General features: G+C 33.5%; 23 protein-coding genes and 1 tRNA gene. 20 read left to right on the forward strand and 4 right to left on the reverse strand.

The genetic code is table 11. The annotated features are described in order from the left end of the window. Positions 1 to 3: 3 nt before the first annotated feature. Positions 4 to 633: a response regulator transcription factor gene (locus tag EV144_RS20145; RefSeq protein WP_026730588.1), complete on the reverse strand. Its 630-nt coding sequence runs from the start codon at positions 631 to 633 to the stop codon at positions 4 to 6. Between the two features lie 90 nt (positions 634 to 723). Continuing rightward, the gene (gene nadE, locus EV144_RS20150) at positions 724 to 1,530 is read right to left on the reverse strand and encodes an NAD(+) synthase (protein ID WP_134150954.1); all 807 of its coding nucleotides are present in this window, start codon (positions 1,528 to 1,530) and stop codon (positions 724 to 726) included. Positions 1,531 to 1,629: 99 nt separating this feature from the next. On the opposite strand from nadE, the gene gldB reads away from it, so the two are divergent. Together gldB and gldC are read left to right on the forward strand one after the other, a co-directional pair. After that, positions 1,630 to 2,586, forward strand: coding sequence for a gliding motility lipoprotein GldB (gldB, locus tag EV144_RS20155; protein ID WP_134150955.1), 957 nt, complete (start codon positions 1,630 to 1,632; stop codon positions 2,584 to 2,586). Beyond that, a complete protein-coding gene (gldC, locus tag EV144_RS20160) occupies positions 2,586 to 2,921 on the forward strand; it encodes a gliding motility protein GldC (protein ID WP_166670610.1) in 336 nt (111 codons plus the stop codon). Before gldB ends, gldC begins: the two co-directional genes overlap by 1 nt. Before the next feature lie 150 nt (positions 2,922 to 3,071). Here gldC and yihA read toward each other — a convergent pair whose 3' ends face one another. Next, a complete protein-coding gene (gene yihA, locus EV144_RS20165; protein ID WP_134150956.1) occupies positions 3,072 to 3,692 on the reverse strand; it encodes a ribosome biogenesis GTP-binding protein YihA/YsxC in 621 nt (206 codons plus the stop codon). A 42-nt stretch (positions 3,693 to 3,734) separates the two neighbouring features. Further along, entirely contained in the window at positions 3,735 to 4,499 is a 765-nt protein-coding gene (locus EV144_RS20170; RefSeq protein WP_134150957.1) for an alpha/beta fold hydrolase, read from the reverse strand. Between the two features lie 377 nt (positions 4,500 to 4,876). Here EV144_RS20170 and mraZ point away from each other — a divergent pair, with 377 nt between their 5' ends. The 18 genes from mraZ (at position 4,877) to EV144_RS20260 (ending at position 25,916) form a co-directional block, all read left to right on the forward strand. Then, a complete protein-coding gene (mraZ, locus tag EV144_RS20175) occupies positions 4,877 to 5,350 on the forward strand; it encodes a division/cell wall cluster transcriptional repressor MraZ (RefSeq protein ID WP_065452162.1) in 474 nt (157 codons plus the stop codon). Then, positions 5,325 to 6,233, forward strand: a complete 909-nt coding sequence (gene rsmH, locus EV144_RS20180) for a 16S rRNA (cytosine(1402)-N(4))-methyltransferase RsmH (protein ID WP_208326869.1) — start codon at positions 5,325 to 5,327, stop codon at positions 6,231 to 6,233. The genes mraZ and rsmH overlap by 26 nt, the downstream gene beginning before the upstream one ends. Positions 6,234 to 6,251: 18 nt before the next feature. Further along, positions 6,252 to 6,602, forward strand: a complete 351-nt coding sequence (locus EV144_RS20185; RefSeq protein ID WP_134150959.1) for an FtsL-like putative cell division protein — start codon at positions 6,252 to 6,254, stop codon at positions 6,600 to 6,602. Next, a complete protein-coding gene (locus tag EV144_RS20190; protein WP_134150960.1) occupies positions 6,593 to 8,602 on the forward strand; it encodes a penicillin-binding protein in 2,010 nt (669 codons plus the stop codon). Before EV144_RS20185 ends, EV144_RS20190 begins: the two co-directional genes overlap by 10 nt. Beyond that, positions 8,599 to 10,062, forward strand: coding sequence for a UDP-N-acetylmuramoyl-L-alanyl-D-glutamate--2,6-diaminopimelate ligase (locus tag EV144_RS20195; RefSeq protein ID WP_134150961.1), 1,464 nt, complete (start codon positions 8,599 to 8,601; stop codon positions 10,060 to 10,062). Before EV144_RS20190 ends, EV144_RS20195 begins: the two co-directional genes overlap by 4 nt. 77 nt (positions 10,063 to 10,139) lie before the next feature. Continuing rightward, a complete protein-coding gene (gene mraY, locus EV144_RS20200) occupies positions 10,140 to 11,372 on the forward strand; it encodes a phospho-N-acetylmuramoyl-pentapeptide-transferase (RefSeq protein WP_134150962.1) in 1,233 nt (410 codons plus the stop codon). Next, positions 11,373 to 12,704 (forward strand): UDP-N-acetylmuramoyl-L-alanine--D-glutamate ligase, encoded by a 1,332-nt coding sequence (gene murD / locus EV144_RS20205; RefSeq protein WP_134150963.1) that lies wholly within the window; start codon positions 11,373 to 11,375, stop codon positions 12,702 to 12,704. Between the two features lie 89 nt (positions 12,705 to 12,793). Continuing rightward, positions 12,794 to 13,138, forward strand: coding sequence for a four helix bundle protein (locus EV144_RS20210; RefSeq protein ID WP_317129091.1), 345 nt, complete (start codon positions 12,794 to 12,796; stop codon positions 13,136 to 13,138). Between the two features lie 57 nt (positions 13,139 to 13,195). Next, positions 13,196 to 14,509 (forward strand): FtsW/RodA/SpoVE family cell cycle protein, encoded by a 1,314-nt coding sequence (locus tag EV144_RS20215; RefSeq protein ID WP_134150965.1) that lies wholly within the window; start codon positions 13,196 to 13,198, stop codon positions 14,507 to 14,509. A gap of 43 nt (positions 14,510 to 14,552) precedes the next feature. Further along, positions 14,553 to 15,638, forward strand: coding sequence for an undecaprenyldiphospho-muramoylpentapeptide beta-N-acetylglucosaminyltransferase (gene murG, locus EV144_RS20220; RefSeq protein WP_134150966.1), 1,086 nt, complete (start codon positions 14,553 to 14,555; stop codon positions 15,636 to 15,638). 156 nt (positions 15,639 to 15,794) lie between these two features. Next, positions 15,795 to 17,144, forward strand: a complete 1,350-nt coding sequence (gene murC / locus EV144_RS20225; RefSeq protein WP_134150967.1) for a UDP-N-acetylmuramate--L-alanine ligase — start codon at positions 15,795 to 15,797, stop codon at positions 17,142 to 17,144. Beyond that, a complete protein-coding gene (locus tag EV144_RS20230; RefSeq protein WP_134150968.1) occupies positions 17,131 to 17,853 on the forward strand; it encodes a cell division protein FtsQ/DivIB in 723 nt (240 codons plus the stop codon). Before murC ends, EV144_RS20230 begins: the two co-directional genes overlap by 14 nt. A gap of 6 nt (positions 17,854 to 17,859) precedes the next feature. After that, the gene (gene ftsA, locus EV144_RS20235) at positions 17,860 to 19,281 is read left to right on the forward strand and encodes a cell division protein FtsA (RefSeq protein ID WP_134150969.1); all 1,422 of its coding nucleotides are present in this window, start codon (positions 17,860 to 17,862) and stop codon (positions 19,279 to 19,281) included. Between the two features lie 84 nt (positions 19,282 to 19,365). Continuing rightward, the gene (gene ftsZ, locus EV144_RS20240) at positions 19,366 to 21,360 is read left to right on the forward strand and encodes a cell division protein FtsZ (RefSeq protein ID WP_134150970.1); all 1,995 of its coding nucleotides are present in this window, start codon (positions 19,366 to 19,368) and stop codon (positions 21,358 to 21,360) included. A gap of 203 nt (positions 21,361 to 21,563) precedes the next feature. Continuing rightward, the gene (locus tag EV144_RS20245) at positions 21,564 to 22,013 is read left to right on the forward strand and encodes a GatB/YqeY domain-containing protein (protein ID WP_134150971.1); all 450 of its coding nucleotides are present in this window, start codon (positions 21,564 to 21,566) and stop codon (positions 22,011 to 22,013) included. Positions 22,014 to 22,090: 77 nt separating this feature from the next. Next, positions 22,091 to 22,164: transfer RNA gene (locus EV144_RS20250), tRNA-Arg, on the forward strand. A 318-nt stretch (positions 22,165 to 22,482) separates the two neighbouring features. Next, the gene (locus EV144_RS20255) at positions 22,483 to 24,648 is read left to right on the forward strand and encodes an erythromycin esterase family protein (RefSeq protein ID WP_134150972.1); all 2,166 of its coding nucleotides are present in this window, start codon (positions 22,483 to 22,485) and stop codon (positions 24,646 to 24,648) included. A gap of 428 nt (positions 24,649 to 25,076) precedes the next feature. Then, entirely contained in the window at positions 25,077 to 25,916 is an 840-nt protein-coding gene (locus EV144_RS20260) for an alpha/beta fold hydrolase (RefSeq protein ID WP_134150973.1), read from the forward strand. The last annotated feature ends 19 nt before the right edge of the window (positions 25,917 to 25,935 follow it).

The raw sequence follows: 25,935 nt of genomic DNA on the forward strand, positions 1-25,935 counted from the left end.
GGCTTAGATAATTTCTAAAGTCTTTGCTTTGTTTACTAAGTCAACTAAATTAGTAACATTCAATTTAGTCAATAATCTTAGTTTGTAAGTACTGATCGTTTTTTCGTTCAGATTTAAGATTTTAGAGATTTCATTATTCTTTTTACCATCACTTAAGTAACGTAAAACCTCAATTTCACGATTCGAAAGTTTTCTGTATAAACGTTCGCTTTTGCTTTGTTTAGCAATAAGAGCCATGTTTTTACGTACAGTTTCGTTGATAATAATTTTACCTTCGTGTACTTTAATGATAGAAAGACCTAATGTTTCAAGCTTTTCTGTTTTGTGTACATACCCAGAAACTCCAGCTTTGATTGCGTTTGGTGCATACATTTGCTCAGCTAGATCACTGAAAATAACAATTTTGGTTTTAGGGAAGTTTTTCAAGATCGACTTCACTTCAAAGATGCTTGAAAGACCTTCTAACTCTAGATCTAGAATTAGGATGTCGATCTCCTTCGTTTGAAGAATGTCTCTTACCATTGAAAAATTGCCCACGTTGGCTACAATTGAAATTTGATCGTGGTCTTTGAAATACGACTTAACGCCAAAGTGCGTAACAGGATGATTGTCTGCTAGACATACTTTAATCATAATTTTACCTTTTTAGAATTGTTCATGTTTTTGGAGTTGTAAAATTAATAAATAAATTCTGTAATTAATTGCAGAGAATGTTAAAAAGTTTTATTTTAACAATTTTGGTATTAAACAGACCGGAATTGGATCCATTTTATGCTTGTTGCTGGTGTTTAAACGTTTATAAATTTCAAAGACAGATTTTTCTCTCCCACTAAAGTCAGCTACCGTATTTCCTGACTCCGCGGCCAACATAGCCCATTCCAATTCGTCATAACTTGCTCCCAATTGGTCTTCATCGGTACGATTATCTCCAAATAATCCATCTGTAGGTGCAGCAGTCAAAATTGACTCCGGAATTGTTAAAAATTCGCCTAAAGCATACACATCTGATTTCATTAAGTCTGCAATCGGACTTAAATCTACGCCGCCATCGCCGTATTTGGTATAAAATCCTACACCAAAATCTTCAACTTTGTTTCCAGTTCCGGCAACTAATAAACCATGAATTCCTGCTAAATAATATAAAGAAGTCATTCTAATACGTGCACGGGTATTTGCTAATGATAAACTTACCTTTGCATCGTCGTCTGTTTTAGGCACAGCGCTTTTAAAAGCCTCAAAAGTAGCAGTCAAATCAGTCTCTACGCTAGAAACATTTGGGAAACGTTTTTTTAATTGCTCAATATGTTCTCTTCCTCTTGAAACCTGATTTGGAGCCTGATGTATTGGCATTTCTACGCATAAAACTTTTAAGCCGGTTTGTGCGCATAATGTAGAAGTAACAGCAGAATCAACTCCGCCCGAAATTCCAATAACAAAACCGTTTACTTTTGCGCTGTCAGCATAATTTTTTAACCACTCTACAATGTGGGTATTTACTTTTTCTGTCTGAATAGTACTTTTTTTAGCCATAATAATTCAAGATTTAAGATACAGGGGTGTATATTTGCAGAATTATTTTAAGTATCTGTTTACTTTCAATTCTTGCAACACAAATCTAATTAAAATAAAATGAAAATATATCGCTTTGCAGTGGTTCTATCCCTGTTTTTTTTGTCTTGTGATCAAAAATCTAAAGTCGAAAAAGCAGTAGAAGAAATTCCTGTTGATATCAAAGTAGAACGTTTTGATAAAGTATTTTTTGAAACCAAACCAGAAGATCTTGCCAAAGTAAAAAGACAATATCCTTTCTTCTTTCCCGCGGGAAATGATGATAGCGTCTGGTTAGAAAAAATGCAGAATCCTATCTGGAAAGAAGTTTATACTGAAGTACAGAAAAAGTACAGCAATTTTGAGCCTGTTCGTGAGCAGTTTAATGCCCTTTTTCAGCACGTTAAATATTATTTCCCAAAAACAAAAATTCCAAAAGTAATTACCGTAATCGGAGAAATGGATTATACGGCAAAAGCAATTTATGCAGACAGTCTGGTTATTGTTTCTTTAGAACTGTATTTAGGAAAAGGACATAAATTTTATGAGTTCCCAAATTACCTAAAACAGAATTTTGAAGAAAATCAGATTATGCCAGACGTCGTTTCTAGCTTTGCTTACAGAAACATTCCTGCTTCTCCGGATAAAAGTTTAGTTGCTCAAATGGTTTTTGAAGGAAAACAATTGTACGCAAAAGATTTGCTGTTACCAGAATACACAGATGCAGACAAAATAGGCTATACGCCAGAACAGATAAAATGGTGCGAAGAAAATGAAAATTACATTTGGCGCAATTTTATCGAAAACGAAATGCTTTATAGTGAAGATCCAAAACTAACGACGCGATTTATTGCGCCAGCTCCTTTTTCTAAATTTTACTTAGAAATAGATAACGATTCTCCAGGAAGAATTGGTGCCTGGATTGGCTGGCAAATGGTGCGTTCTTATATGAAAAACAACAATGTTACTTTGCCGGAATTATTAAAAACCGATGCAAAAGAAATTTTCGAAAAATCAAAATATAAACCTAAGAAATAATGGCAGATACAATAAATTCAGAAATTAAATTCAATATAGAATTAGACGAAAACCGTGTTCCGGAAAAACTAACATGGAGCGCTCAGGACGGAGGTGTGCAGGCAGAAGAAGCAAAAGCAATTATGTTGTCTATTTGGGACAGTAAAGCTAAAGAAACAATGCGTATTGATTTATGGACAAAAGATATGCCGGTTGATGAAATGAAGATTTTCTTTCACCAAACATTAGTAGCAATGTCAGATACCTTTAAACGTGCAACAGACGACGAAAAAATGTCAGATACAATGAAAGACTTCTGCGATTATTTTGCTGAAAAATTGGAGCTAACAAAATAAAATTCAAACTTCAAAATTCCAATAAAAAAATCCCAAATTCCAATTTTACGGTTGGAATTTGGGATTTTTTATATTTTAAATTCAAGTTCCTAAGTTTGGAATTTGGATTTTTTTTATTGGAATTTAAATCTTCAGTTTTGGAATTTTATCCTAAAATTGAGAATTATTCTTAAACACTTCCTGATTTACTTCATCGATATAAGATAAAAGTTCGTCTTTTCCGGTGCCTTCTGTAGATGAGGTTACAAAATATTGAGGCATTTCTGCCCAGTTATTGGCAAACATTTGTTTTTTGTACGCTGCAATATGCGAATCAACTTTTACTTTACTGATTTTATCAGCTTTGGTAAAAATGATACAAAACGGAATTTCGCTTTCGCCCATATAGGACATAAATTCTATGTCGATATTTTGAGCTTCATGGCGAATATCAATCAAAACAAAAGCACAAACCAATTGTTCTCTCGTTTCAAAATAATCTGTGATGAATTGCTGGAAAACAGATTTTGTTTTCTTAGAAACTTTCGCATAACCATAACCTGGTAAATCGACCAAAAACCAATTATTATTAATCTTAAAGTGATTAATTAATTGTGTTTTTCCGGGTCTTCCAGAAGTTTTAGCTAAGTTTTTATGGTTGGTAATCATGTTTATTAAAGATGATTTACCAACGTTTGATCTTCCGATAAATGCGTATTCTGGCAAAATCTCCAACGGACATTTTGTGACATCAGAATTACTGACGATAAATTCGGCGGTATTAATTTTCATTGTTTTTAGGTTTAAAACCTCCTTAAAGTCGAAAGTTAGATGCTAGAAATTCTTTTTTACAAGCCATTCTTCAAGAATTTCATTAAATTCCTGAGGATGTTCCATCATAGCAGCGTGTCCACATTTGTCAATCCAATACAAAGTTGAATTAGGCAATAATTTGTCAAATTCTTCTGCAACATTTGGTGGTGTTACAGAGTCATTTTTACCCCAGATGATACAGGTTTCAACTGTCATTTTTGGTAAATCTTTTGCCATATTATGACGAATGGCACTCTTTGCGATAGTAAGCGTTTTGATTAATTTGATGCGGTCGTTGGCAGTTGCGTACACTTCATCAATAAGTTCAGGAGTAGCAATTTTTGGATCATAAAATACATCTTCAGCTTTCTTTTTAATGTATTCATAATCGCCTCTTCTTGGGTAACTGTCTCCCATTGCGCTTTCGTAAAGACCAGAACTTCCGGTAATTACAAGTCCTGCAACTTTTTCAGGATATAGTTTTGTATGGTAAAGTGCTATATGTCCTCCTAAAGAATTTCCCAACAAAATAACTTTGTCAAAACCTTTAAAAGTTATAAAATCTTTTACGTATTTGGCAAAACTTTTTACGTTTGTTTTTAAAATGCTCTGCGTGTAGATTGGCAAATCCGGGATAACAACTTTGTATCCTTTTGTGGGGAAATATTGCGCCACACCATCAAAGTTACTAAGGCCTCCCATTAATCCATGTAAAATAACAATAGGAGTACCTTCTCCAGCTTCAAAATAGCTGTATTTGCCTTCTTTTTTGTAGTGTTTGTCCATCTAATGTAATGCCAATTTCAATTTGGACAAATATAGGGTTTAATAAACAAAAATGGTTTTTTGCTGCTGTTTTTTAACTACATAATTTCCATTTATTGGCTAAGTGATTAAAAATCAGGTTTTATAGCTGTTTTAGCGCATTTATTCAAATGTTAAGAAATCTGCATTATAACCATTTTTTTAAGAAAAACTACTCAATATTTTTTTGATTGATCAACGTATTTATAAATAAGCTAATTAATAGCTAACATATTGATTACTTATAAATTAAGTAAAGTGGTAGAGAAGTGGTTAAACTTATTAACAAAGTGGTATTTTGTGGTAAAATGTGGTAAAATTTTTTATATTTTTGCTGTATAACATCTTAAGACGTTTTTTTGAACACAATTGTAGGAACATATGAGTGTAAAGTTGATGCTAAAGGGAGGCTGATGATGCCTGCGCCTTTGAAAAAGCAATTGGCTTCTTCTCTTCAGGACGGATTTGTTTTGAAGCGCTCTGTTTTTCAGCCGTGTTTAGAATTGTATCCAATGGATGAATGGAACTTGATGATGCAGAAAATCAACAAGCTTAATCGTTTTGTAAAAAAGAACAATGATTTTATCCGAAGATTTACTGCCGGCGTAAAAATGGTAGAAATTGATGCATTAGGAAGGTTATTGGTTCCAAAGGATTTGGTAGCGTTTTCAAGTATTTCAAAAGATGTTGTATTCTCATCTGCGGTTAATATTGTGGAGATTTGGGATAAAGATTTATACGAAAAATCAATAAGCGGCGAAGATATGGATTTTGCAGATCTGGCCGAGGAAGTAATGGGAAATATTAATGACGACGACAATGGAATATCATAATCCGGTTTTGCTTCATCCTACAGTTGATGGTTTAGATATTAAACCAGACGGAGTATATGTAGATGTTACGTTTGGCGGTGGCGGGCATTCAAAAGAAATTTTGAGAAGATTAGGGCCAAACGGAAAATTATTTGCTTTTGATCAAGACGAAGATGCGCTTGCAAATGCACTGCCTGATGAAAGGTTTACCTTAATTAATGAGAACTTTAGATTTATAAAAAGATTTTTACGTTTTCACGGAGTAAAATCAGTCGATGGAATTTTAGCAGATTTAGGCGTTTCATCACATCAGTTTGATGTTCCTGAAAGAGGTTTCTCGACCAGATTTGATGCTGATCTGGACATGCGGATGAGTCAGAAAAATGATTTAAATGCTTACCGAGTGGTTAACGAATATGAAGAACAGGATTTACGTCGTGTTTTTTTTGATTATGGTGAGTTGAAGAATGCGCCGGTTTTGGCCAGAACAATTGTTGAAGCCAGAAAAGATTATCCAATCAAAACAACAGACGAGTTAAAAGATGTTTTGAAGAAGTTTTTGCCAGAGAAAGTTAAAAATAAGATTCTCGCTCAGATTTATCAAGCCATTAGAATTGAGGTAAATCAGGAAATGGATGTTTTAAAAGAATTTATAGAGCAGTCTTTAGAAATTTTAAAACCAGGCGGCAGATTTTCGGTAATCTCTTATCACTCTTTAGAAGACAGACTGGTAAAAAGATTTATCAAAAACGGAATGTTTGAAGGAGAACCAGAAAGAGATTTTTACGGAAACTTTTCAGTTCCGTTTAAAACCATCGGAAAATTGATTGTTCCGGATGATGCAGAAATTAAGATTAACAACAGAGCCAGAAGTGCCAAATTGAGAATCGCTGAAAAGGTATAATATATATTAAGGTATAAAATGAAAACTGGAGGAGTATTTGGAATATTAAAAGCAAGGTTTCTGATTAATGACGATGCAGTCAAAAATTGGCGATTCATAGTTTTTATCATTCTGCTGGCAATTCTGATGATTGCAAACACACAGCGATACGAACAAAAGGTTTTTGAAATTGCAAAACTAAACAATGAAGTAAAAGAACTGAGATCAGAATTTGTGGATCGACGTTCCGAACTAATGAAATTAAAAATGGAGTCAACAATCTCGGATAAAATGCTTGAAAAACAGATTTATCCGTCAACAGTTCCTCCAGTAAAAATAGAAGTAAAAAAAGAAGAAGAAAAAAGTTTCTTTAAAAGAATATGGCAGTAGAAGATAAACATATATCCTACAGAATTTACCTCGTAGCAGTTTTCATCTTTGTGATGGCAATTGCTATTGTTGTTAAATTAACTAATATTCAATGGGTTCAGGGAGATTATTACAGAAAGCTGGCAAAACAGCGTACTGTGAGAAACTTTGTTATCCCGGCGAATAAAGGAAATATCTATTCTGCAGACGGAAGTTTACTGGCAACCTCAATTCCTAATTATGAAATTAGATTTGATGCAAAAGCGCCAAAACAAGAAACTTTTGAAAAACATGTAAAAGCATTATCAGATTCGTTGGCGACTGTTTTAGACAGACCTGCGGGGTATTACGAACAGGAATTAAGAAAAGCAAGAGCAAATAAAAACCGTTATTACTTAATTGCCCGCAAATTAAGTTATACCGAATATGTAAAAATAAAAGGATTTCCATTATTCAATTTAGGTGCTTTCAAAGGCGGGATTATAATTGAACAAGAAACCGTTAGAAAACATCCGATAGGTAAAATTGCAGAAAGAACTATTGGTTATGATAAAATTGATCCTGCAACCGGAGTAGAAGTAGGGAAAGGAATTGAATGGTCTTTTAAAACCTATCTAAACGGGAAAGACGGTAAAATTTTAAAACAAAAAATAGCCAAAGGACAATGGAAACCTATTCGTGATATAAACGAAGTAGATCCAATTGATGGTTACGATGTAATTTCAACCATTGATGTTTTTATTCAGGATATTGCGCACCACGCATTGTTGAAACAATTGGAAGATTATGAAGCAGATCACGGTTGTGTAGTAGTAATGGAAACAGAAACAGGTCACGTAAAAGCAATTTCAAATTTAGGAAGAGCAGAAGACGGATCGTATTATGAAACGACAAATTACGCCATTGCAGAATCTCACGAGCCAGGTTCAACTTTTAAATTAGTTGATTTAATGGCGATTTTAGAAGATAAAGTAGCCGATACAAGTACTGTTTATGATAGTCATGGAGGATTGGTAAAGTATTACGGACGCAGTGTTCGTGATTCGCACAATGGGGGCTACGGAAAAGTGTCTTTAGCACGCGGATTCGAACTTTCTTCAAATACAGTTATGGTTCAGGCGGTTTATGATAATTACAAAAGCAATCCGTCAAAATTTGTGAATCATATCAGAAATTGGGGATTGGATAAAACTTTAGGCTTGCACTTTAAAGGAGAAGGAAGACCAATTATTCCGCATCCGGGAGATAAAAACTGGTCTGGAGTTTCACTTCCGTGGATGGCTTTTGGTTACGGAGTTTCGGTAACGCCAATGCAGACGTTAACGTTTTACAATTCAGTTGCCAATAATGGTGTAATGGTAAAACCACAGTTTGTTTCAGAAATAAAAGAATGGAATAAAACCATTAAAAAGTTTGATGTAGAAGTTCTAAACCCAAAAGTTTGTTCAGAAGGAACTATCAAAAAATTAAAAGCAGTAATGCTTAATGTGGTAAAAAAAGGAACAGGTTCTAAGTTATACTCCAAAGATTTTTCGATGGCAGGAAAAACCGGAACAGCTCAGATGAATTATGGAGGAAAAGAAGGGAAATCTGCTTTGTATTATGCTTCTTCTTTTGTTGGGTATTTTCCGGCCGATCATCCAAAATATTCTTGTATTGTAGTAGTTCATAAACCCAATACATCAAAAAATAATTATTACGGAGCCGATGTTGCAGGGCCGGTTTTTAAAAGAATTGCCCAAAAAATATTTACAGATGCGCCTTCAACAAATAAAATAAAACAACTGGATTCTAAAATAGCCAAACAAGAAGAAAGTTATGACAGATACGATGCGCAGGCCAACAAAAAATTTAAACAAGTTCCGGATTTAAAAGGAATGCCGGGAATGGATGCAATTGCTTTACTAGAAAATTTAGGTTTAAAAGTAAAAGTAAATGGAGTAGGAAAAGTAAAAAAACAGTCTTTGCAGGCTGGACAAAATATCACTAGAAACACAACAATAGTATTAGAATTATCGTGAAAATACTTAAAGACATATTATACAAAGTAGCAATAGAATCTGTAGCAGGTTCTACAGATATTGCAGTACATAAAATTGAGTTTGATTCAAGAAAAATTGAAGAAAATGATGTTTTTGTGGCTATTCGCGGTTCACTTTCAAACGGTCATGACTTTATCGAAAAAGCGATTCAGTTAGGAGCAACTGCTGTTATTTGTGATACTTTACCAGAAAATGTTCAAAAAGGAATTACTTACATAAGAGTAAACGATACCAATACAGCGCTAGCTTTTATGGCCGCTAATTATTTCGGAAATCCTTCTGAAAAATTAAAATTAGTAGGCGTAACAGGAACAAACGGAAAAACAACAATCGCTTCGTTATTGTTTCAATTGTTTGAAAAAGCAGGTTTTAAAGTAGGTTTATTATCAACCGTAAAAATCATGGTTGATCAAACAGAATACAATGCAACGCACACAACTCCAGATTCTATAACCATCAATCATTATTTAAATGAAATGATCGAAGCTGGCGTAACGCATTGTTTTATGGAAGTGAGTTCACACGGAATTCACCAGAAACGTACAGAAGCCTTGCATTTTGTTGGAGGAATTTTTACCAATCTTTCTCACGACCATTTAGATTATCATCCAACTTTTGCAGAATACAGAGATGTAAAAAAATCATTCTTTGATTCGTTGCCAAAAACAGCTTTTGCATTATCAAATATTGATGATAAAAACGGAACTGTAATGTTGCAAAATACGGTTGCCAGAAAATTTACATACGCCTTAAAATCGTATGCAGATTTTAAAGCACAGATTTTAGAAAGCCAATTGTCTGGATTATTATTAAAGGTAAACGACAATGAAGTTTGGGTAAAACTAATCGGAACTTTTAATGCCTACAATGTTTTAGCAATTTACGGAACTGCAGTAGAATTAGGAATGGATAGTTTGGAAGCATTACGTGTGTTGTCTGATTTAGAAAGTGTTTCAGGACGTTTTCAATATATTGTTTCAGAAGGAAATATCACGGCAATTGTAGATTATGCACACACGCCGGATGCTTTAGATAATGTTTTAAAAACGATTAATGACATCCGTACAAAAAACGAACAATTGATTACAGTTGTGGGTTGTGGTGGAAACAGAGATAAAACTAAAAGACCAATTATGGCTAAAATCGCAACAGATCTTAGTGATAAAGCCATCTTAACATCGGATAATCCAAGAAATGAAGATCCGGAAGTGATCTTAGACGAAATGGAAAAAGGTGTTGAAGCACATAATTATAAAAAAATATTAAGGATTACCGATAGAAAGCAGGCTATTAAAACCGCTTGCCAATTGGCCCAGCCAAATGATATTATTCTAATTGCAGGAAAAGGACACGAAACGTATCAGGAAATAAATGGTGTTCGCCATCATTTTGATGATATGGAAACTGTAAAAGAAATCTTAGATCAACTGAACAAATAATAATCAATTTTCAAATATCAAATTCCATATATATTGGGATTTGGAATTTTAAAAATTAGAAATTTAAAATAAAAAATATGCTGTACTATTTATTTGAATATTTAAACAAAACATTACACCTACCGGGAACTGGTGTATTTCAGTACATCACTTTTAGATCGGCAATGGCATTTATGCTTTCGCTTCTTTTGTCAACAATTTACGGAAAAAGGATTATTAACTTTTTGCGCAGACAACAAGTAGGAGAAACCGTTCGTGAGTTAGGTTTGGCAGGACAAAATGAAAAAGCAGGAACACCAACAATGGGAGGACTGATTATCATTTTTGCAACGCTTTTGCCTGTTTTGTTATTTGCTCGTCTGCATAATATTTACATCGTATTGCTCATTGTTACTACACTTTGGATGGGAACAATTGGTTTTATAGACGATTATATTAAAATATTCAAAAAAGACAAACAAGGGCTTAAAGGAATTTTTAAAGTTATAGGTCAGGTTGGTTTAGGAATTATAGTAGGAACCGTTCTTTATTTTAATCCGGCAGTAACCGTTAGAACCGATACAGGAAGAACTGACTTGTACAAATCTGGAGTTAATACAACTGTTGTTTTACCAGTTCCGGTAGAAGAAAAATCAACAGCAACAACAATCCCTTTCATTAAAAATAATGAATTTGATTATGCGGAGATTTTAGCCTGGACAGGAGACGGATACGAAAAATGGGCATGGTTAGTTTTTATCCCCGTTGTAATTTTTATCATTACAGCAGTTTCTAACGGAGCAAATCTAACAGACGGAATCGACGGACTCGCCGCGGGAACATCGGCAATTTCAGTCCTCGCGCTCGGGATATTTACATTCCTTTCGGGTAATATTGTTTTTTCTAATTATCTGAATATTATGTATATCCCCAATTCGGGAGAAATGACCGTCTTTATATCCGCTTTTGTGGGTGCGCTGATTGGGTTTCTTTGGTACAATTCCTTTCCCGCATCTGTTTTTATGGGAGACACAGGAAGTTTGACAATTGGAGGAATTATAGCAGTTCTGGCAATTGCCGTTCGTAAAGAAATATTGATCGTTTTATTCTGCGGTATTTTCCTTGCCGAAAGTGCATCAGTAGTATTACAAGTGTTTTATTTTAAATATACAAAGAAACGTTTTGGAGAAGGACGAAGAATTTTCCTGATGGCGCCATTACATCATCATTATCAGAAAAAGGGATATCATGAAAGTAAAATCGTAACCCGATTCTGGATTGTAGCGATCATGTTAGCCATATTATCAATCGTTACTTTAAAACTAAGATAGATGAGACTGGTAGTTTTAGGAGGAGGAGAAAGTGGTGTTGGTACAGCTATTCTCGGAAAGAAACAAGGGTATGATGTTTTTGTTTCGGATTTTGGAAAGATCAAAGAAAGTTATAAAGAAGTTCTTATCATTAATAAAATTGCCTGGGAAGAAGAACAGCACACAGAAGAACTGATTTTGAATGCCGATGTGGTGATGAAAAGTCCGGGAATTCCAGAGAAATCTCCCATAGTAAAAAAGCTGGTTGCAGCAGGAGTTAAAGTGATTTCTGAAATTGAATTTGCTAAACCTTTTACTGAAGCATTAACCATCGGAATTACCGGAAGTAACGGTAAAACGACTACAACAATGCTTACGTACCATCTGCTAAAATCTGCAGGTTTGAATGTTGGTTTGGGAGGAAACATCGGAAAAAGTTTTGCCTGGCAGGTTGCAGAAAATAAGTTTGATGCCTACGTTCTGGAATTAAGTAGTTTTCAGCTCGACGGAATTATAGAGTACAGGCCGGATATTGCGATAATTACCAATATTAGTCCAGATCATTTAGATCGATACGAATATAAATATCAAAATTATATCAATTCGAAGTTTCGAATAACAATGAACCAGACTGAAAATGATTATCTGATTTACGATGCAGATGATGAAGCAAGTACAGAATGGTTAAAGAACAATACAACAAAAGCAAAATTAATTCCTTTTTCATTATCGAAAAGTTTTGACGAAGGAGCTTCTATAAATAACAACAAAATGGAAATAAAGATCAACCAAGAAGAGTTTACAATGGAGACACAACACATTGCGTTAGAAGGAAAACATAACATGAAGAACGCAATGGCAGCAAGCTCTGTAGCGAAGTTGATGCAAATAAGAAATGCAACAATCCGCGAAAGTTTATCTAATTTTCAAGGTGTTGAACACCGTTTAGAAAAAGTATTAAAAATACAAAACGTACAATACATCAACGATTCTAAAGCAACAAACGTAAACGCTACTTTCTTTGCTTTAGACAGCATGAATGTGCCAACAGTTTGGATTGTTGGAGGTGTTGATAAAGGAAATGATTATAACGAATTAATGTCATTGGTTCGTGAAAAAGTAAAAGCCATTATTTGTCTTGGAGTTGACAACAGAAAAATAATTGACGCTTTCGGAAACGTAGTAGATATTATGGTTGAAGTAAATAACATGAACGACGCTGTAAAAACAGCTCAAAAATTAACAGAAAAAGGTGATGCTGTTTTATTATCTCCAGCCTGCGCAAGTTTCGATTTATTCGAAAATTACGAAGACAGAGGGAAACAATTTAAACAAGCAGTACATAATTTATAATTTTAGATTTCAGAGTTTAGATTTTAGATTTTTTCTAGACTTTGAGTTTAATTATTTTTTAAAGTTCTTTTTGAATGATGACGGAGGAGATGAAGTTGAGAACAAAGAAGTTCTCATTGATGGTTATAGATTTGGCTGAAAAACTGCCAAATTTAAGTGCTTGTAGAGTAATTGCGAATCAGATTATTAGAAGTGGGACATCTGTTGGGGCAAATTATCGAGCAGTTTGCAGAGCTAGAAGTGATAAAGAATTTATTTCGAAAATGAATATAGTTTTAGAAGAGTCTGATGAAACTTTATTTTGGATAGAAATTATAATAGAAAAAAACTGGATCGAAAGACCAATATTAGAAATAATCTGGAAAGAAGCAAATGAGCTAACAGCCATTTTTGTAAGCAGTTTAAAAACAGTAAACAAAAGAATTAATAATTAAAAAATCAAAACCGAAAGTTTTAAAACAATCTAAAATCTAAAATCAGAAATCTAAAATATGAAGGAACTAGTAAACAAATTAAAAGGAGATAGAGTAATATGGTCATTCGTGGCTTTATTAGCGCTGTTTTCGTTTATGCCTGTTTTTAGTGCGAGTAGTAACTTGGCATATATAGGCCACGGAACCGGAAACACTTTGGGTTATTTGGTAAAACATTTGGCGCATATCTGTATTGGTTTTTTGATCATATATTGGGTTCACAGAGTTCCGTATCATTATTTTAGAGCAATATCAAAAGTTGCACTGCCAATTGTATGGCTTTTATTGGCATACACGCTTCTAAAAGGAACCGTAATTGCAGGAGCGAATGCAAGTCGTTGGATTCAGGTTCCGTTTATCGGAATCACGTTTCAAACTTCCACTCTGGCTTCTATTGTACTGTTTATTTATGTAGCGCGTTATTTATCCAAAACAAAAGAAGAAAACGAACCGTTTCAAACGTCATTAATACAACTTTGGATTCCCGTTTTTATAACATTGGCAATGATATTACCAGCCAACTTTTCGACCACCGCGTTGATTTTTTCAATGGTAATCATGCTGACATTTATCGGGAAATATCCAATAAAATATATTGCTTTTATCATTGGTTCAGGAGTTGCCATGTTACTGTTTTTCTTATTAGTAGCAAAAGCATTTCCCGATTCAAGATTTTTCAGCAGGGTAAGAACGTGGGAAAGTCGTATCGAAAACTTTACCACAGACAAACCAGACGAAGATGATTATCAGATTGAAAAAGCAAAAATTGCCATAGCATCGGGACAATTTGGAGGTCTGGGGCCAGGGAAAAGTGTTCAGAAGAACTTTTTACCGCAGTCATCATCCGATTTTATTTACGCTATTATCGTAGAAGAATATGGTTTAGTTGGAGGAGTTTCTATAGTGATTTTGTATTTATTGCTTTTATTTCGATTTGTAATTGCTTCACACAAAGCCAATACATTATTTGGAAAATTAGTTGTCGTCGGGCTCGGTTTTCCGATGATATTTCAAGCCATGATTAATATGGCCGTAGCAGTAGAATTAATGCCGGTAACAGGGCAGACATTACCGCTGATAAGTTCGGGAGGTAGTTCGATCTGGATGACTTGTTTTTCTCTTGGAATCATTATTAGTGTAACCAAAAAAGAAGAAGAAATCGCCGAAGAACAAGAAGAAAAAGAAAAACGAAAAGAAGCACTTCAGCGATTAATCGATAAAGAATTAGACGAAGAAAATTTAGTTCCGAATGATATTGCATATCAAGAAGAAGAAATGTATTCGATACAAGATAATTCCAGAAATCCGATGAATGCAGTTTTAAACAAATAGAATTAAAAAATAGTTTTTAAAAAACGTTGAGATTTTTTTAAATATGACAAAGCATAAATTCATACTAAGCGGCGGAGGAACAGGAGGACATATTTATCCTGCAATTGCGATTGCAAATGAGTTAAAGTCACAGTTTCCAGATGCAGAATTTCTTTTTGTAGGCGCCAAAGATAAAATGGAAATGCAAAAAGTGCCTCAGGCGGGTTATGAAATAAAAGGACTGTGGATTGCAGGTTTACAAAGAAAATTGACTTTACAAAATATGATGTTTCCTCTAAAACTAGCAACCAGTTTGCTAGAATCAAGAAGAATCATCAAACAGTTTAAACCCAATGTAGTAATTGGTACGGGAGGTTTTGCAAGCGGACCTTTATTGCAAGCAGCAGGTTCTGCAGGTATACCAACAGTGGTGCAGGAACAGAATTCTTTTCCGGGCATTACAAATAAATTGTTGAGTAAAAAAGCAAACACGATTTGTGTAGCCTATGAAAATTTAGAGCGCTTTTTTCCAAAAGAAAAAATTGTTTTAACGGGAAATCCGGTTCGTCAGGATTTAATAGACATAGACAGCAAAAGAGAAGAAGCCATCAAGTTTTATGGTTTAGATCCAAATAAAAAAACATTATTGGTTTTAGGCGGCAGTTTAGGAGCCAGAAGAATCAATCAGTTAATAGAAAAAGAATTGCATAATTTCTTAGCACAGGATGTTCAAATAATCTGGCAATGCGGAAAATTATATTTTGAAGATTATAAAAAACACAATCAGCTTAATGTAAAAGTGATTGATTTTATTGAAAGAATGGATTTTGTGTACTCGGCTGCCGATGTAATTATTTCAAGAGCAGGAGCATCATCAGTTTCAGAACTATGCATTGTTGGAAAACCGGTAATTTTTATACCATCGCCTAACGTTGCAGAAGATCATCAGACAAAAAACGCACAAGCAATTGTAAATGCAAAAGGCGCTATTTTATTGAAAGAATCTGAGTTAGATACGCAATTTAGCATTGTTTTTGAAGCCTTATTAAAAGACGAAGGAAAACAAAAACAACTGAGCGAAACAATAAAAAAACTAGCAATGCCAGATGCAACAAAAGACATTGTTAAAGAAATTATAAAGTTGTTATAATGTAATTTTTAAAGAAAATTATACAACATCATTAGAAAAGGAGAGTGCTATTTTAGGCATTTTTGATTGTAAAACAAGAAAAAAATATAAAAGCTTAACAGTTAGATTCTTATTAAATATAAAAAGAAGATTTAGCTTTTAAAAAGATAGATTAAGATGAATTTAAATCAAATACAGAACGTTTATTTTATTGGTATTGGAGGCATCGGAATGAGTGCACTGGCCCGTTATTTCAAATATATTGGGAAACAGGTTTCAGGCTACGATAAAACGCCATCAATGCTGACAAGTGAACTAATCGAAAGCGGTATTGATATTCATTTTGAAGACAATATAAATTTAATTCCAACCGATTATTTTGTAGAAAACACATTAGTGATTTTTACTCCTGCTGTTCCAAAAACGCATTCAGAGTGGAATTATTTTGTTGAAAGACATTACGAAGTTAAAAAACGTGCCGAAGTTTTAGGGATCATCACCAAAGATACATTTTGTTTTGCCGTTGCCGGAACGCACGGAAAAACGACAACATCTAGTATTCTTGGACATATTTTATACCAAAGCGGTGCAGATGTTACAGCTTTTATTGGAGGAATTGTAGAGAATTACAATTCAAATTTAATCGGAAGTGGCAAAACCGTAACTGTTGTGGAAGCAGACGAATTTGACAGATCATTTTTGCATTTACATCCCAATATTGCCTGTGTAACTTCTATGGATGCGGATCACTTGGATATTTACGGAACAAGCGATGCAATCGAAGAATCGTTTAGAGAATTTGCAAATAAAGTTGAAGATAAAAACAATCTCTTTATAACCAAAGAATTACCAATTGAAGGTGTTCAATGTGCTATAAATGAAGATGCTGTATATAAGGCGTTTAATGTTAGGATAGAAGACGGAAGTTATGTTTTTGATGTACAGACGCCATCAGAAATTATAAAAGATCTTCATTTTGGACTGCCTGGAAAACACAATTTAATGAATGGATTAATGGCTATTGCGATGGCAAAAACGTACGGCACCCCGACCGATTCTATTGCAAAAGCCATTGCTTCATTCAACGGGATCAGAAGACGTTTTTCGTATCAGATTAAGAGCGAAAATTTAGTTTATATTGATGATTATGCGCATCATCCAACAGAAATTAATGCTGTACATCAAGCTGTTAGAGAATTGTATCCGGGACGTAAAGTTTTAGCTGTTTTTCAGCCGCATTTGTTTAGCAGAACAAAAGATTTTGTTGATGGATTTGCTGCAAGTTTATCGCAGTTTGACGAAGTATTTTTGATGGATATTTACCCGGCCAGAGAACTTCCTATGGAAGGAGTTACCTCAGAATGGCTGTTAGGTAAAATGACAAATTCAAATAAAAAAATTGTTGCAAAAAATGATTTATTGGGGCTGATAAAAGCCAGTGATGCACCAATAATTGTAACAATAGGAGCTGGTGATATTGGAGAGATGGTTCCGTCAATCAAAAAGATATTAAATGAAAATATTTAACTGGACAAATGTAAGATTACTACTCATTTTTGGGCTTGTACTTTTCTTATATTCATTTTCGCAGCATCGAAATGGAGATAGAAAACTGAAGAAATCTGTAGTTGTTTTTGTAGGAGAAAATACGCTTTTTGTAAAGCCAGAAACGGTTAATAAATTGTTGATAGAAAATAAAAATAACGCTTCCAGTATTAGAAAAGATGAAGTAGATTTGAATAAGATAGAAAAAACCCTAGATACACAGGCGATGATCGAAAAGTCAGACGTTTTTGTAAGTATCGACGGAGTTCTAAAAGCAGTAGTAAAACAGAAGACACCAATAGCGCGAGTTTATGATGGTGCTTCTTCGTTTTATATTGACTACGAGGGAAATAAAATGCCTTTATCAGACAATTACACTGCGCGAGTTCCTCTTGTTTCGGGGGCAATTAATGAAAAAAATAACGAAGATTTAGCAGCTCTATTTCGCACAATTTACGACGATGCGTTTTTGAAAAAAAACATCATTGCAATACAAATTATGCCTAATGGCAGCTTAAAATTGTTTAATAGAAATTATAATTACTTCATCGATTTTGGCAGAACGATGAATGTTGATAAGAAATTTAGAAACTATAAAGCCTTTTTTCAAAAAGCAGTTTTAGATAGTTCGTTATACAAATACAGCAAGATTGACCTTAGGTTTACGGAACAAGTAGTTTGCACTAAATAATAGAAAATGGAAAAAGATAACATTGCAGTAGGTCTAGATATTGGAACAACCAAAATAGTTGCCATGATAGGCAAGAAAAATGAATATGGTAAGTTAGAAATCTTGGGTATTGGTAAATCCAAAAGTTTGGGTGTTGCCAGAGGTGTTGTAAATAATATTACGCAGACAATTCAATCGATTCAGCAAGCGATCCTTGAAGCAGAAAACAATTCAGGTTACAAAATAAAAGATGTTGTTGTGGGTATTGCCGGACAACACATCAGAAGTATACAGCATACAGATTACATCAGCAGAAGTAATCCAGAAGAAGTAATTGGCGAAAATGATATTCAGTTGTTAATTGACCAAGTTAATAAACTTGCTATGTTACCAGGAGAAGAAATCATTCACGTTTTGCCGCAAGAATTTAAAATCGACGGACAATCTGAAATAAAAGAACCAATCGGAATGTACGGCGGAAGATTAGAATCTAGTTTTCACGTAGTAGTCGGGCAGGCGTCTTCAATCAGAAACGTTGGAAGATGTATTCAGAGTTCAGGAATAGAATTATCCGGATTAACATTAGAACCATTGGCTTCGGCAGATGCAGTTTTAAGTCAGGAAGAAAAAGAAGCTGGTGTAGCGCTTATCGATATTGGTGGTGGTACAACAGATTTAGCGATTTTTAAAGACGGTATCATTCGTCATACAGCAGTAATTCCGTTTGGAGGAAATGTGATTACAGATGATATCAAAGAAGGTTGTTCGATTATCGAAAAACAAGCTGAACTTTTAAAAGTAAAATTCGGATCGGCATGGCCGGGAGAAAATAAAGACAACGAAATTGTTTCTATTCCGGGATTAAGAGGAAGAGAGCCAAAAGAAATTTCGCTTAAAAACTTATCTAAAATCATCCACGCACGTGTAGTGGAAATTGTAGAACAGGTTTTTGCAGAGATTAAAGCTTACGGACACGAAGATCCTCGTAAAAAATTAATTGCAGGAATTGTTTTAACAGGTGGAGGCGCACAGCTCAAACACATTAAACAATTAGTAGAATACATTACCGGAATGGATACCAGAATTGGATACCCAAATGAGCATTTAGCTGGAAATTCCAGCGAAGAAATCTCAAGTCCGCTATTTGCAACTGCAGTTGGTTTAGTAATGAACAGTATCGAAAATAGTACGCAAAGTGCTGTGAGAATGGAACTTGTAAATGAACAGCCAAGAGTTGTTTATAAAAATGTACCAAATCCTGTACAACAGCGATACGAAGTAGAAGAAAACTACGTTGACAAAGTAGAAACATTCGAAGAAGAGCCAAGAGAAGTTAGAAATAACAAGGCTTCTGCAACGAAAGACGAATCTACAGAAACAAAAATAAGAAGATCATTTTTTGATCGCTACGTTGATAAAATCAAAGAATTTTTAGACAACGCAGAATAATAATAAGAATAAGAAGAGGATTACTTTTTGCCCCAAGTCAAGAAGTAAAAAATGTACTAAATAAGAATTGTAAAAACCAAAAAGATGATGAGCAACTCAGAATTTGGAAGTATTTCATTTGATTTACCAAAAAACCAATCAAATGTAATCAAAGTAATAGGTGTAGGTGGAGGAGGTAGTAATGCTATCAACCATATGTTTAAGCAAGGTATTAAAGGCGTTGATTTTATCGTTTGTAATACCGATTCTCAAGCATTGCAAAATAGTTCGGTTCCTAATAAAATTCAGTTAGGAATGAATCTTACAGAAGGTCTGGGAGCAGGAGCAAATCCTGACGTAGGGCAGCAATCTGCTATTGAGAGTATTGCCGATATCGAAAAAATGTTAGACCGTGGTACCAAAATGGTATTTATTACCGCTGGTATGGGTGGTGGTACAGGTACAGGAGCAGCTCCGGTAATCGCACAATTAGCAAAAGAAAGAGAAATATTAACCGTTGGTATCGTGACAATTCCGTTTCAGTTTGAAGGGAAAGTACGTCAGGAGCAAGCACTTTTAGGAATCGAAAAACTACGCAAGCAAGTCGATTCGTTAATTGTAATCAACAATAATAAATTAAGAGAAGTATACGGAAATCTTGGTTTTAAAGCCGGATTCTCTAAAGCGGATGAAGTTTTAGCAACAGCCTCTAGAGGTATTGCTGAAGTTATTACGCACCACTATACTCAAAATATCGATTTACGTGACGCAAAAACTGTTCTAGCAAACAGCGGAACTGCGATCATGGGATCTTCTGTTGCTTCGGGTGAAAACAGAGCAAAAGATGCAATCGTTACTGCATTGGATTCTCCGTTGTTAAACGACAACAAAATTACAGGAGCCAAAAACGTATTGTTGCTTATCGTTTCTGGATCAAACGAAATTACATTGGATGAAATCGGAGAAATCAACGATCACATTCAGGCAGAAGCTGGTTACAATGCCAATATTATCATGGGAGTTGGTGAAGACGAAACTCTTGGTGAAGCTATTGCTGTAACTATTATTGCAACAGGTTTTGATGTAGAACAACAAAACGAAATTGTAAATACTGAGCCTAAAAAAATCATTCATACATTAGAAGACGAGCAGAGAAGTGTTCATAATTTAACAAACAGATCGCTTACTTCTTTTGATTTAAATGCTGAAACTCCGATTGCAAAAACAGAAGAAAAGATTGTTTTTGATTTAATGGAAGATACGGTTGCTCCCGTAGTTCCTACGCCAGTTGCGCCTGTTACACCAGTTGCAGTTGCACCGGCAATCAACCAGGAAGAATTGGTAGTAATGTCAGAATTCATCAAAAATCTTGATGTAACTTTTGAAATCGTTTCGCCAATAACAGATATTGATTTTACTATTTCTGCTCCAGAAACACAACGTTTTGAAGAAACAAGACAAGTGCAGCAAAGAGTTTTTGAAAAAGAGGAACAAACGACTTTTTCATTCGATTTGCCATTATTCAGAGCAGAACCAGAAGTAAAAAGAGAGCCAGTTGTAGAACAGGAAAATAAAATTTTATTCGAATTAACGAATGAAACCCGTAATATCAAAGTAAATGATCCGGTACAATTTGTTCCGGTAACAGAGCTTTCTGATAACGGAATCATCAAATATTCGTTAGAAGAATACATGGAAGTTGAAAATGATTTAATTTCATCTAAACCTGTAGAAAAACCTGTTGTAGAAACAATTCCAGAAGAATTAAACATCACGCTGAAACCAAGAGTTGATTTTGCTCAGGAAGCTTCATTTACAACGACAGACGCCGTTTCTCCATTAGAATTAACAATCGAAGAAACATTACGTCTAAGAGCAGAAGAAAGAAGAAAAAAATTAAAGGAATTTAATTATAAATTCCATAACAATGTTTCTAGAATAGACGAGCTTGAAAAAGAGCCAGCATACAAAAGATTAGGTATCGATTTATCAAATACACAGTCTAATGTTACTAATTCTAGAATCTCTGTGGGTACCGATAGTAATAATGATTTACAATTACGTTCAAATAATTCATTTTTGCACGACAACGTAGATTAATTTTTCTTACATCATAATTAAGGTAACCCGAAAATTGGATTTAATTTTCGGGTTATTTTTTTTATCTTCGCACAGAATTTAGAAATTTGACTTCCTTAATAGGTATTTAAAGTGAATCTTATTGTCAGTTCGAGCGAAGTCGAGAACAATTCAAATAATAATATCAATATATAAGCACCTGCTTATTCAAATAAAAAGCTAAAATGAGTTTATCAACATTAATCATGGATGAAATTAAAACAGCCATGAGAGCCAAAGATACAGTAGCATTAGAAGCATTAAGAGCCATTAAATCTGAAATGTTATTAGCAGCAACTGCATCAGGATCTAAAGAAGAATTAACAGAAGACGATGAAGTTAAATTACTTCAGAAATTAGTAAAAACACGTAAAGAAAGCGCAAGAATCTTTACAGAACAAAATCGTCCAGACCTTGCAGAACCAGAATTGGCGCAAGTAGCTGTAATCGAGAAGTTTTTACCGGCACAATTAAGCGAAGAAGAAGTAGAAGCTGTAATTGCAAAAATTATTGCAGATACAGGAGCTTCTGGAATTGCATCTATGGGAAAAGTTATGGGATTAGCTTCTGCACAATTAGGCGGAACTGCTGAAGGAAAAACGATTTCTACAATTGTAAAAAAATTATTGTCTTAAGAAATTCCAATAAAAAATTCCAAATTCCAAGCTTTAAATTGGAATTTGGATTTTAAAAATTGAATATTAATATTTTTGACCTCGTAGTTCAACTGGATAGAATATCAGATTTCGGCTCTGAGGGTTGGGGGTTCGAACCCCTCCGGGGTCACTATAAAATTTAAAAAGCCTGAGAATTTATATTCTCAGGCTTTTTTATGGCATGTAAAAATCTTTTTACATTTTTAATTTCAGCAAAAATCAATATTTGTGTGAGATTAAGGTTAGAAATCAGTGAGAAAGTATCATTTTAGAATAATGATTTCAAAGAAAATCTAAAACTTTTTTGGTTATTAAATTAATTCTGAATATTTATTTTAGAAGATTTTGATTGTTAATTTTTTATGTTATTTTTGGTATAAATAGCCAAACTAGTTTCGGAAAAAGAATACTTTTTAACATTCAAAACAAATCTGCCACACCCTGAAAAATGAAAATACCACTATTAATTTTTAGTCTTTTTTGTACTATTAGCAATGCACAAAATTTTAATCCAAAAATTTTAAATCTAACTGAAATTCCTGCAGATAAAGATTTTTCTTTTTTAAAAGAAGAATTAAATGGAGTACAAGTAGTGATGCTTGGCGAAAAAACACATTTTGATGGAAATGTTTTCGAGATGAAAACCAAGATTATTGAGTATCTACACAAAGAACTTGGATATAATACGATTGCATTTGAATCGGGAGTTTATGATGTTTGGAAAGCTCAAAATGAAATAAACAAAGGAGTCGATGTTCAATTGGCTTTAAAAAATTCCTTATTTCCTATTTGGATAAAAACGAATGAGTTTCAGAGTTTTGTTCAATTATATAATACAAATAAATCAAATCTAAAACTCTTTGGGTTTGACAATCAAATTACAGGAAAATACGGAGACGAAAACCTGTTTATTGACCTGTTTGAATATTGTAATAAGAATCAATTAGAATTAAAACTCGACCGAGGAGATTTAGAATTGTTAATTGAATCGATCAATTATTCTAATGTTTTTGATGAAAATGACATAAGTTATAGTCAATACAAAATTTCGTTTGAAAAATTACTAAAGGATATTCAAAAAAAGCCAAATACAGAAGAAAGTTTTTACTGGGCTCAAATTTTAAAAAGTTTGCTGTCATTGGGCGAAAAATATCATGATAAAAAGGCTCGTATTGAAAGTCCATTTAATACAACTTCAAGTGACAATAGTAGAGACAAACAAATGGCAGATAACCTTTTGGAGTATATTAAAAAGCATCCAAATGAAAAAATAATATGTTGGGGAGCAAATCAGCATTTTGCGAATGATATGTCTTCTATTACGACTCCAGTTCTTAAAGATTTTGTTCCTATGGGATCGTATATTAAAAAAGCGCTAAAAGAAAAGGTTTATAGTTTAGCGGCGGTAACTGCAGCAGATTCGATTTTCTTGGGAGGAGAATGGAATAAAACAGTAATTGACCCAAAATCTTTTGAGTTTTATCTGAAAAGTAAAGGTAAGCCTTATATGTTCATTTCTTCAAAACAGGAAGAAATGCAAAAATCACAATTGAATAGGCTCTTTAGTCCTGAGGTTTTTGTTGAAGCAAAATTAAATTCAATTCATGATGGTTATTTTTATTTTAACAAAGTTACTCCATCTACCATAATTCCAACTGATGAAAATGAATTGAAAACCAGAAACGACAGTTTCTTAAGCAACAATAATATAGCCATTGTAGATAATCAAAATAAAATCAGTAATAAGGCTATTGTCCTTGATCAGATTATAGTGCATAATAAAAAATATCCATATACGATTGTAAAAAAGGCAATTGAACAAATAACAAAAAATTATCCGTCTAAAGATTTTAATTCACAATTAACTTCAAATATTGATGTCAAGGTTGAGGATACAACGATGCTAAATTTTGATTTTGTAGCAAAACAATACCAGTATGGTTACCATAAAGAAAATAGAAGTTACACGCAAATTGAAGAAATTAGATGGAATGTAAAAAACGGTTACGCACCAAAAAGTTTACGTACCGATTTTTTTTACATTTATGGTGGTAATCCAATATCTTATGGCAGGTATTTAGATGGAAAAAAGTTTAAAAAATTTGTTTTTAAGGAAGATGACGAAATAATGTATAATAACAAAGAAGTCTATGTAATTAATTTTTCTACACTTCGTGACCAATACAGCTATACACATAGAAGTTTTTTGTGTGATTTTTCGGGAACTTTGTATATAAATAAAGATGATTATGCTATTGTGAAAGTAATTGAAAAGTGGGACATTAAACAGTATAACGATAGTGAAGATAAAAGAATGGAGCTTTTAGGCTGGCCAGAAAAATACATTTTAAAAGAATCTAAAATTGAAATCAAAGAGACCGATTTTAAAAAAATAGATGATTTTTATTATATAAGTCAAGTTAAAAATGAGAATCACGGAAACATTGTAGATAAGAACAATCGTAATCATCCTTTTCAGATTATTGTGAATTCATTCTGGAATAATTTTATTATCACTCAGCCTGAGGTGTTTACCTATAAGCAGGAGAAAACTCTTTTAGAAAAAGTAGAATACAACAAAATATTTTGGGATAATTATAAAGCTTTTAAGTGATTATTTTAATAAATATTATTTGAGTAAATCTGTTTTTCTTCAAAAATTAAAAATACTTCTTCTAGGATTTCATTATTCTAAATACTTCCTGACTCATAATGAAATGTACCTCTAAAGAGAAAGAAAGGATGACCTATAAAGAAAAAACACCTGCAAATCTATTGCAGGTGTCTAATTAATATTTTGTCTGATAAAATCTGTGCCGATTATATAAACGAATTATTAGTGTTAATTCGTAAAATCCAAGATAAAAAAAACACTCAAAAATAAATAACAATACATTGTATTACAATTACTTAATATTAAAACAAAAATAAATTTAGTATATTTAACAAGTTGAATGTTGAGTTTTTCAATATTCTGCAAATTTCCCCATAATTTAAAACTGTTTTGCAATCTTAAAAAGCCTAATCTTTAAATTATATTGTATGAAAAAAATCTATGAAACCAAAACGAGTTTCGCCGATTTAGGAGATAGAAAAATCGCATATCGCTCTTACGGCAAAGGCACCCCCATAATTTTTGTAAATCGTTTTAGAGGAACTCTCGATACCTGGGATCCCTTATTTATAAAACACATGAGCAAAAGATTTAATGTCATCACCTTTGATTACACCGGAGTTGGCTATTCTACAGGAAAAATGCTGCCCGAAATCGTACTTGTTGCCCAAGATATAAAAGACCTTGCAGATGCTTTAAAATTAGATACCATTATAGTTTTGGGCTGGTCGTATGGCGGATTAGTTGCAGAAGCAGCAACCTTATTGTATCCAAATTTAATAACACATTCTATACTAGTAGGAACAAATCCTCCCGGTCAAAACGAAATTCCATTAGAGCAGGTTTTCCTAGATTCGGCATTAAAACCGATAAATGATTTTGATGATGAAATTATCCTATTCTTCGAACCAAAATCAGCTTTTAGCCGTGCAGCTGCAAAAGCTTCACACGATAGAATTCATAAACAAATTGATGTTTCTAAAATACCATCAACAATGGAAGCTTTTCAAATTTATTTTGATGGAGGAGCAGGCTTTAGAGAAGACATATTAAATTTTAGGGAACAGCTCAAAAAAACAAAAACACCAATCTTAATTATCTGTGGAGATCATGACGTTAGTTTTGCAGTAGAAAATTGGTATGCCATTTTCAATCAAATGACAAACGCACAAATAATTGTATACAGCGGTACAGGACACGGACCACAACATCAATATCCAGAATTAACAGCAAAATCTATTATTAGTTTTGTAAAACACATACACTAGATTTAAAAACTTTTAAATA

Origin of the sequence: Flavobacterium sp. 270 (assembly GCF_004368785.1) — a bacterium.
GTDB lineage: Bacteria > Bacteroidota > Bacteroidia > Flavobacteriales > Flavobacteriaceae > Flavobacterium.

Bases quoted from the DNA above. Each gene is read 5' to 3' on its own strand.
- EV144_RS20145 (WP_026730588.1), bottom strand. From the start codon at position 633: ATGATTAAAGTATGTCTAGCAGACAATCATCCTGTTACGCACTTTGGC.
- nadE (WP_134150954.1), bottom strand. From the start codon at position 1,530: ATGGCTAAAAAAAGTACTATTCAGACAGAAAAAGTAAATACCCACATT.
- gldB (WP_134150955.1), top strand. From the start codon at position 1,630: ATGAAAATATATCGCTTTGCAGTGGTTCTATCCCTGTTTTTTTTGTCT.
- gldC (WP_166670610.1), top strand. From the start codon at position 2,586: ATGGCAGATACAATAAATTCAGAAATTAAATTCAATATAGAATTAGAC.
- yihA (WP_134150956.1), bottom strand. From the start codon at position 3,692: ATGAAAATTAATACCGCCGAATTTATCGTCAGTAATTCTGATGTCACA.
- EV144_RS20170 (WP_134150957.1), bottom strand. From the start codon at position 4,499: ATGGACAAACACTACAAAAAAGAAGGCAAATACAGCTATTTTGAAGCT.
- rsmH (WP_208326869.1), top strand. From the start codon at position 5,325: ATGACGACGACAATGGAATATCATAATCCGGTTTTGCTTCATCCTACA.
- EV144_RS20185 (WP_134150959.1), top strand. From the start codon at position 6,252: ATGAAAACTGGAGGAGTATTTGGAATATTAAAAGCAAGGTTTCTGATT.
- EV144_RS20190 (WP_134150960.1), top strand. From the start codon at position 6,593: ATGGCAGTAGAAGATAAACATATATCCTACAGAATTTACCTCGTAGCA.
- mraY (WP_134150962.1), top strand. From the start codon at position 10,140: ATGCTGTACTATTTATTTGAATATTTAAACAAAACATTACACCTACCG.
- murD (WP_134150963.1), top strand. From the start codon at position 11,373: ATGAGACTGGTAGTTTTAGGAGGAGGAGAAAGTGGTGTTGGTACAGCT.
- EV144_RS20210 (WP_317129091.1), top strand. From the start codon at position 12,794: ATGAAGTTGAGAACAAAGAAGTTCTCATTGATGGTTATAGATTTGGCT.
- EV144_RS20215 (WP_134150965.1), top strand. From the start codon at position 13,196: ATGAAGGAACTAGTAAACAAATTAAAAGGAGATAGAGTAATATGGTCA.
- murG (WP_134150966.1), top strand. From the start codon at position 14,553: ATGACAAAGCATAAATTCATACTAAGCGGCGGAGGAACAGGAGGACAT.
- murC (WP_134150967.1), top strand. From the start codon at position 15,795: ATGAATTTAAATCAAATACAGAACGTTTATTTTATTGGTATTGGAGGC.
- EV144_RS20230 (WP_134150968.1), top strand. From the start codon at position 17,131: ATGAAAATATTTAACTGGACAAATGTAAGATTACTACTCATTTTTGGG.
- ftsA (WP_134150969.1), top strand. From the start codon at position 17,860: ATGGAAAAAGATAACATTGCAGTAGGTCTAGATATTGGAACAACCAAA.
- ftsZ (WP_134150970.1), top strand. From the start codon at position 19,366: ATGATGAGCAACTCAGAATTTGGAAGTATTTCATTTGATTTACCAAAA.
- EV144_RS20245 (WP_134150971.1), top strand. From the start codon at position 21,564: ATGAGTTTATCAACATTAATCATGGATGAAATTAAAACAGCCATGAGA.
- EV144_RS20255 (WP_134150972.1), top strand. From the start codon at position 22,483: ATGAAAATACCACTATTAATTTTTAGTCTTTTTTGTACTATTAGCAAT.
- EV144_RS20260 (WP_134150973.1), top strand. From the start codon at position 25,077: ATGAAAAAAATCTATGAAACCAAAACGAGTTTCGCCGATTTAGGAGAT.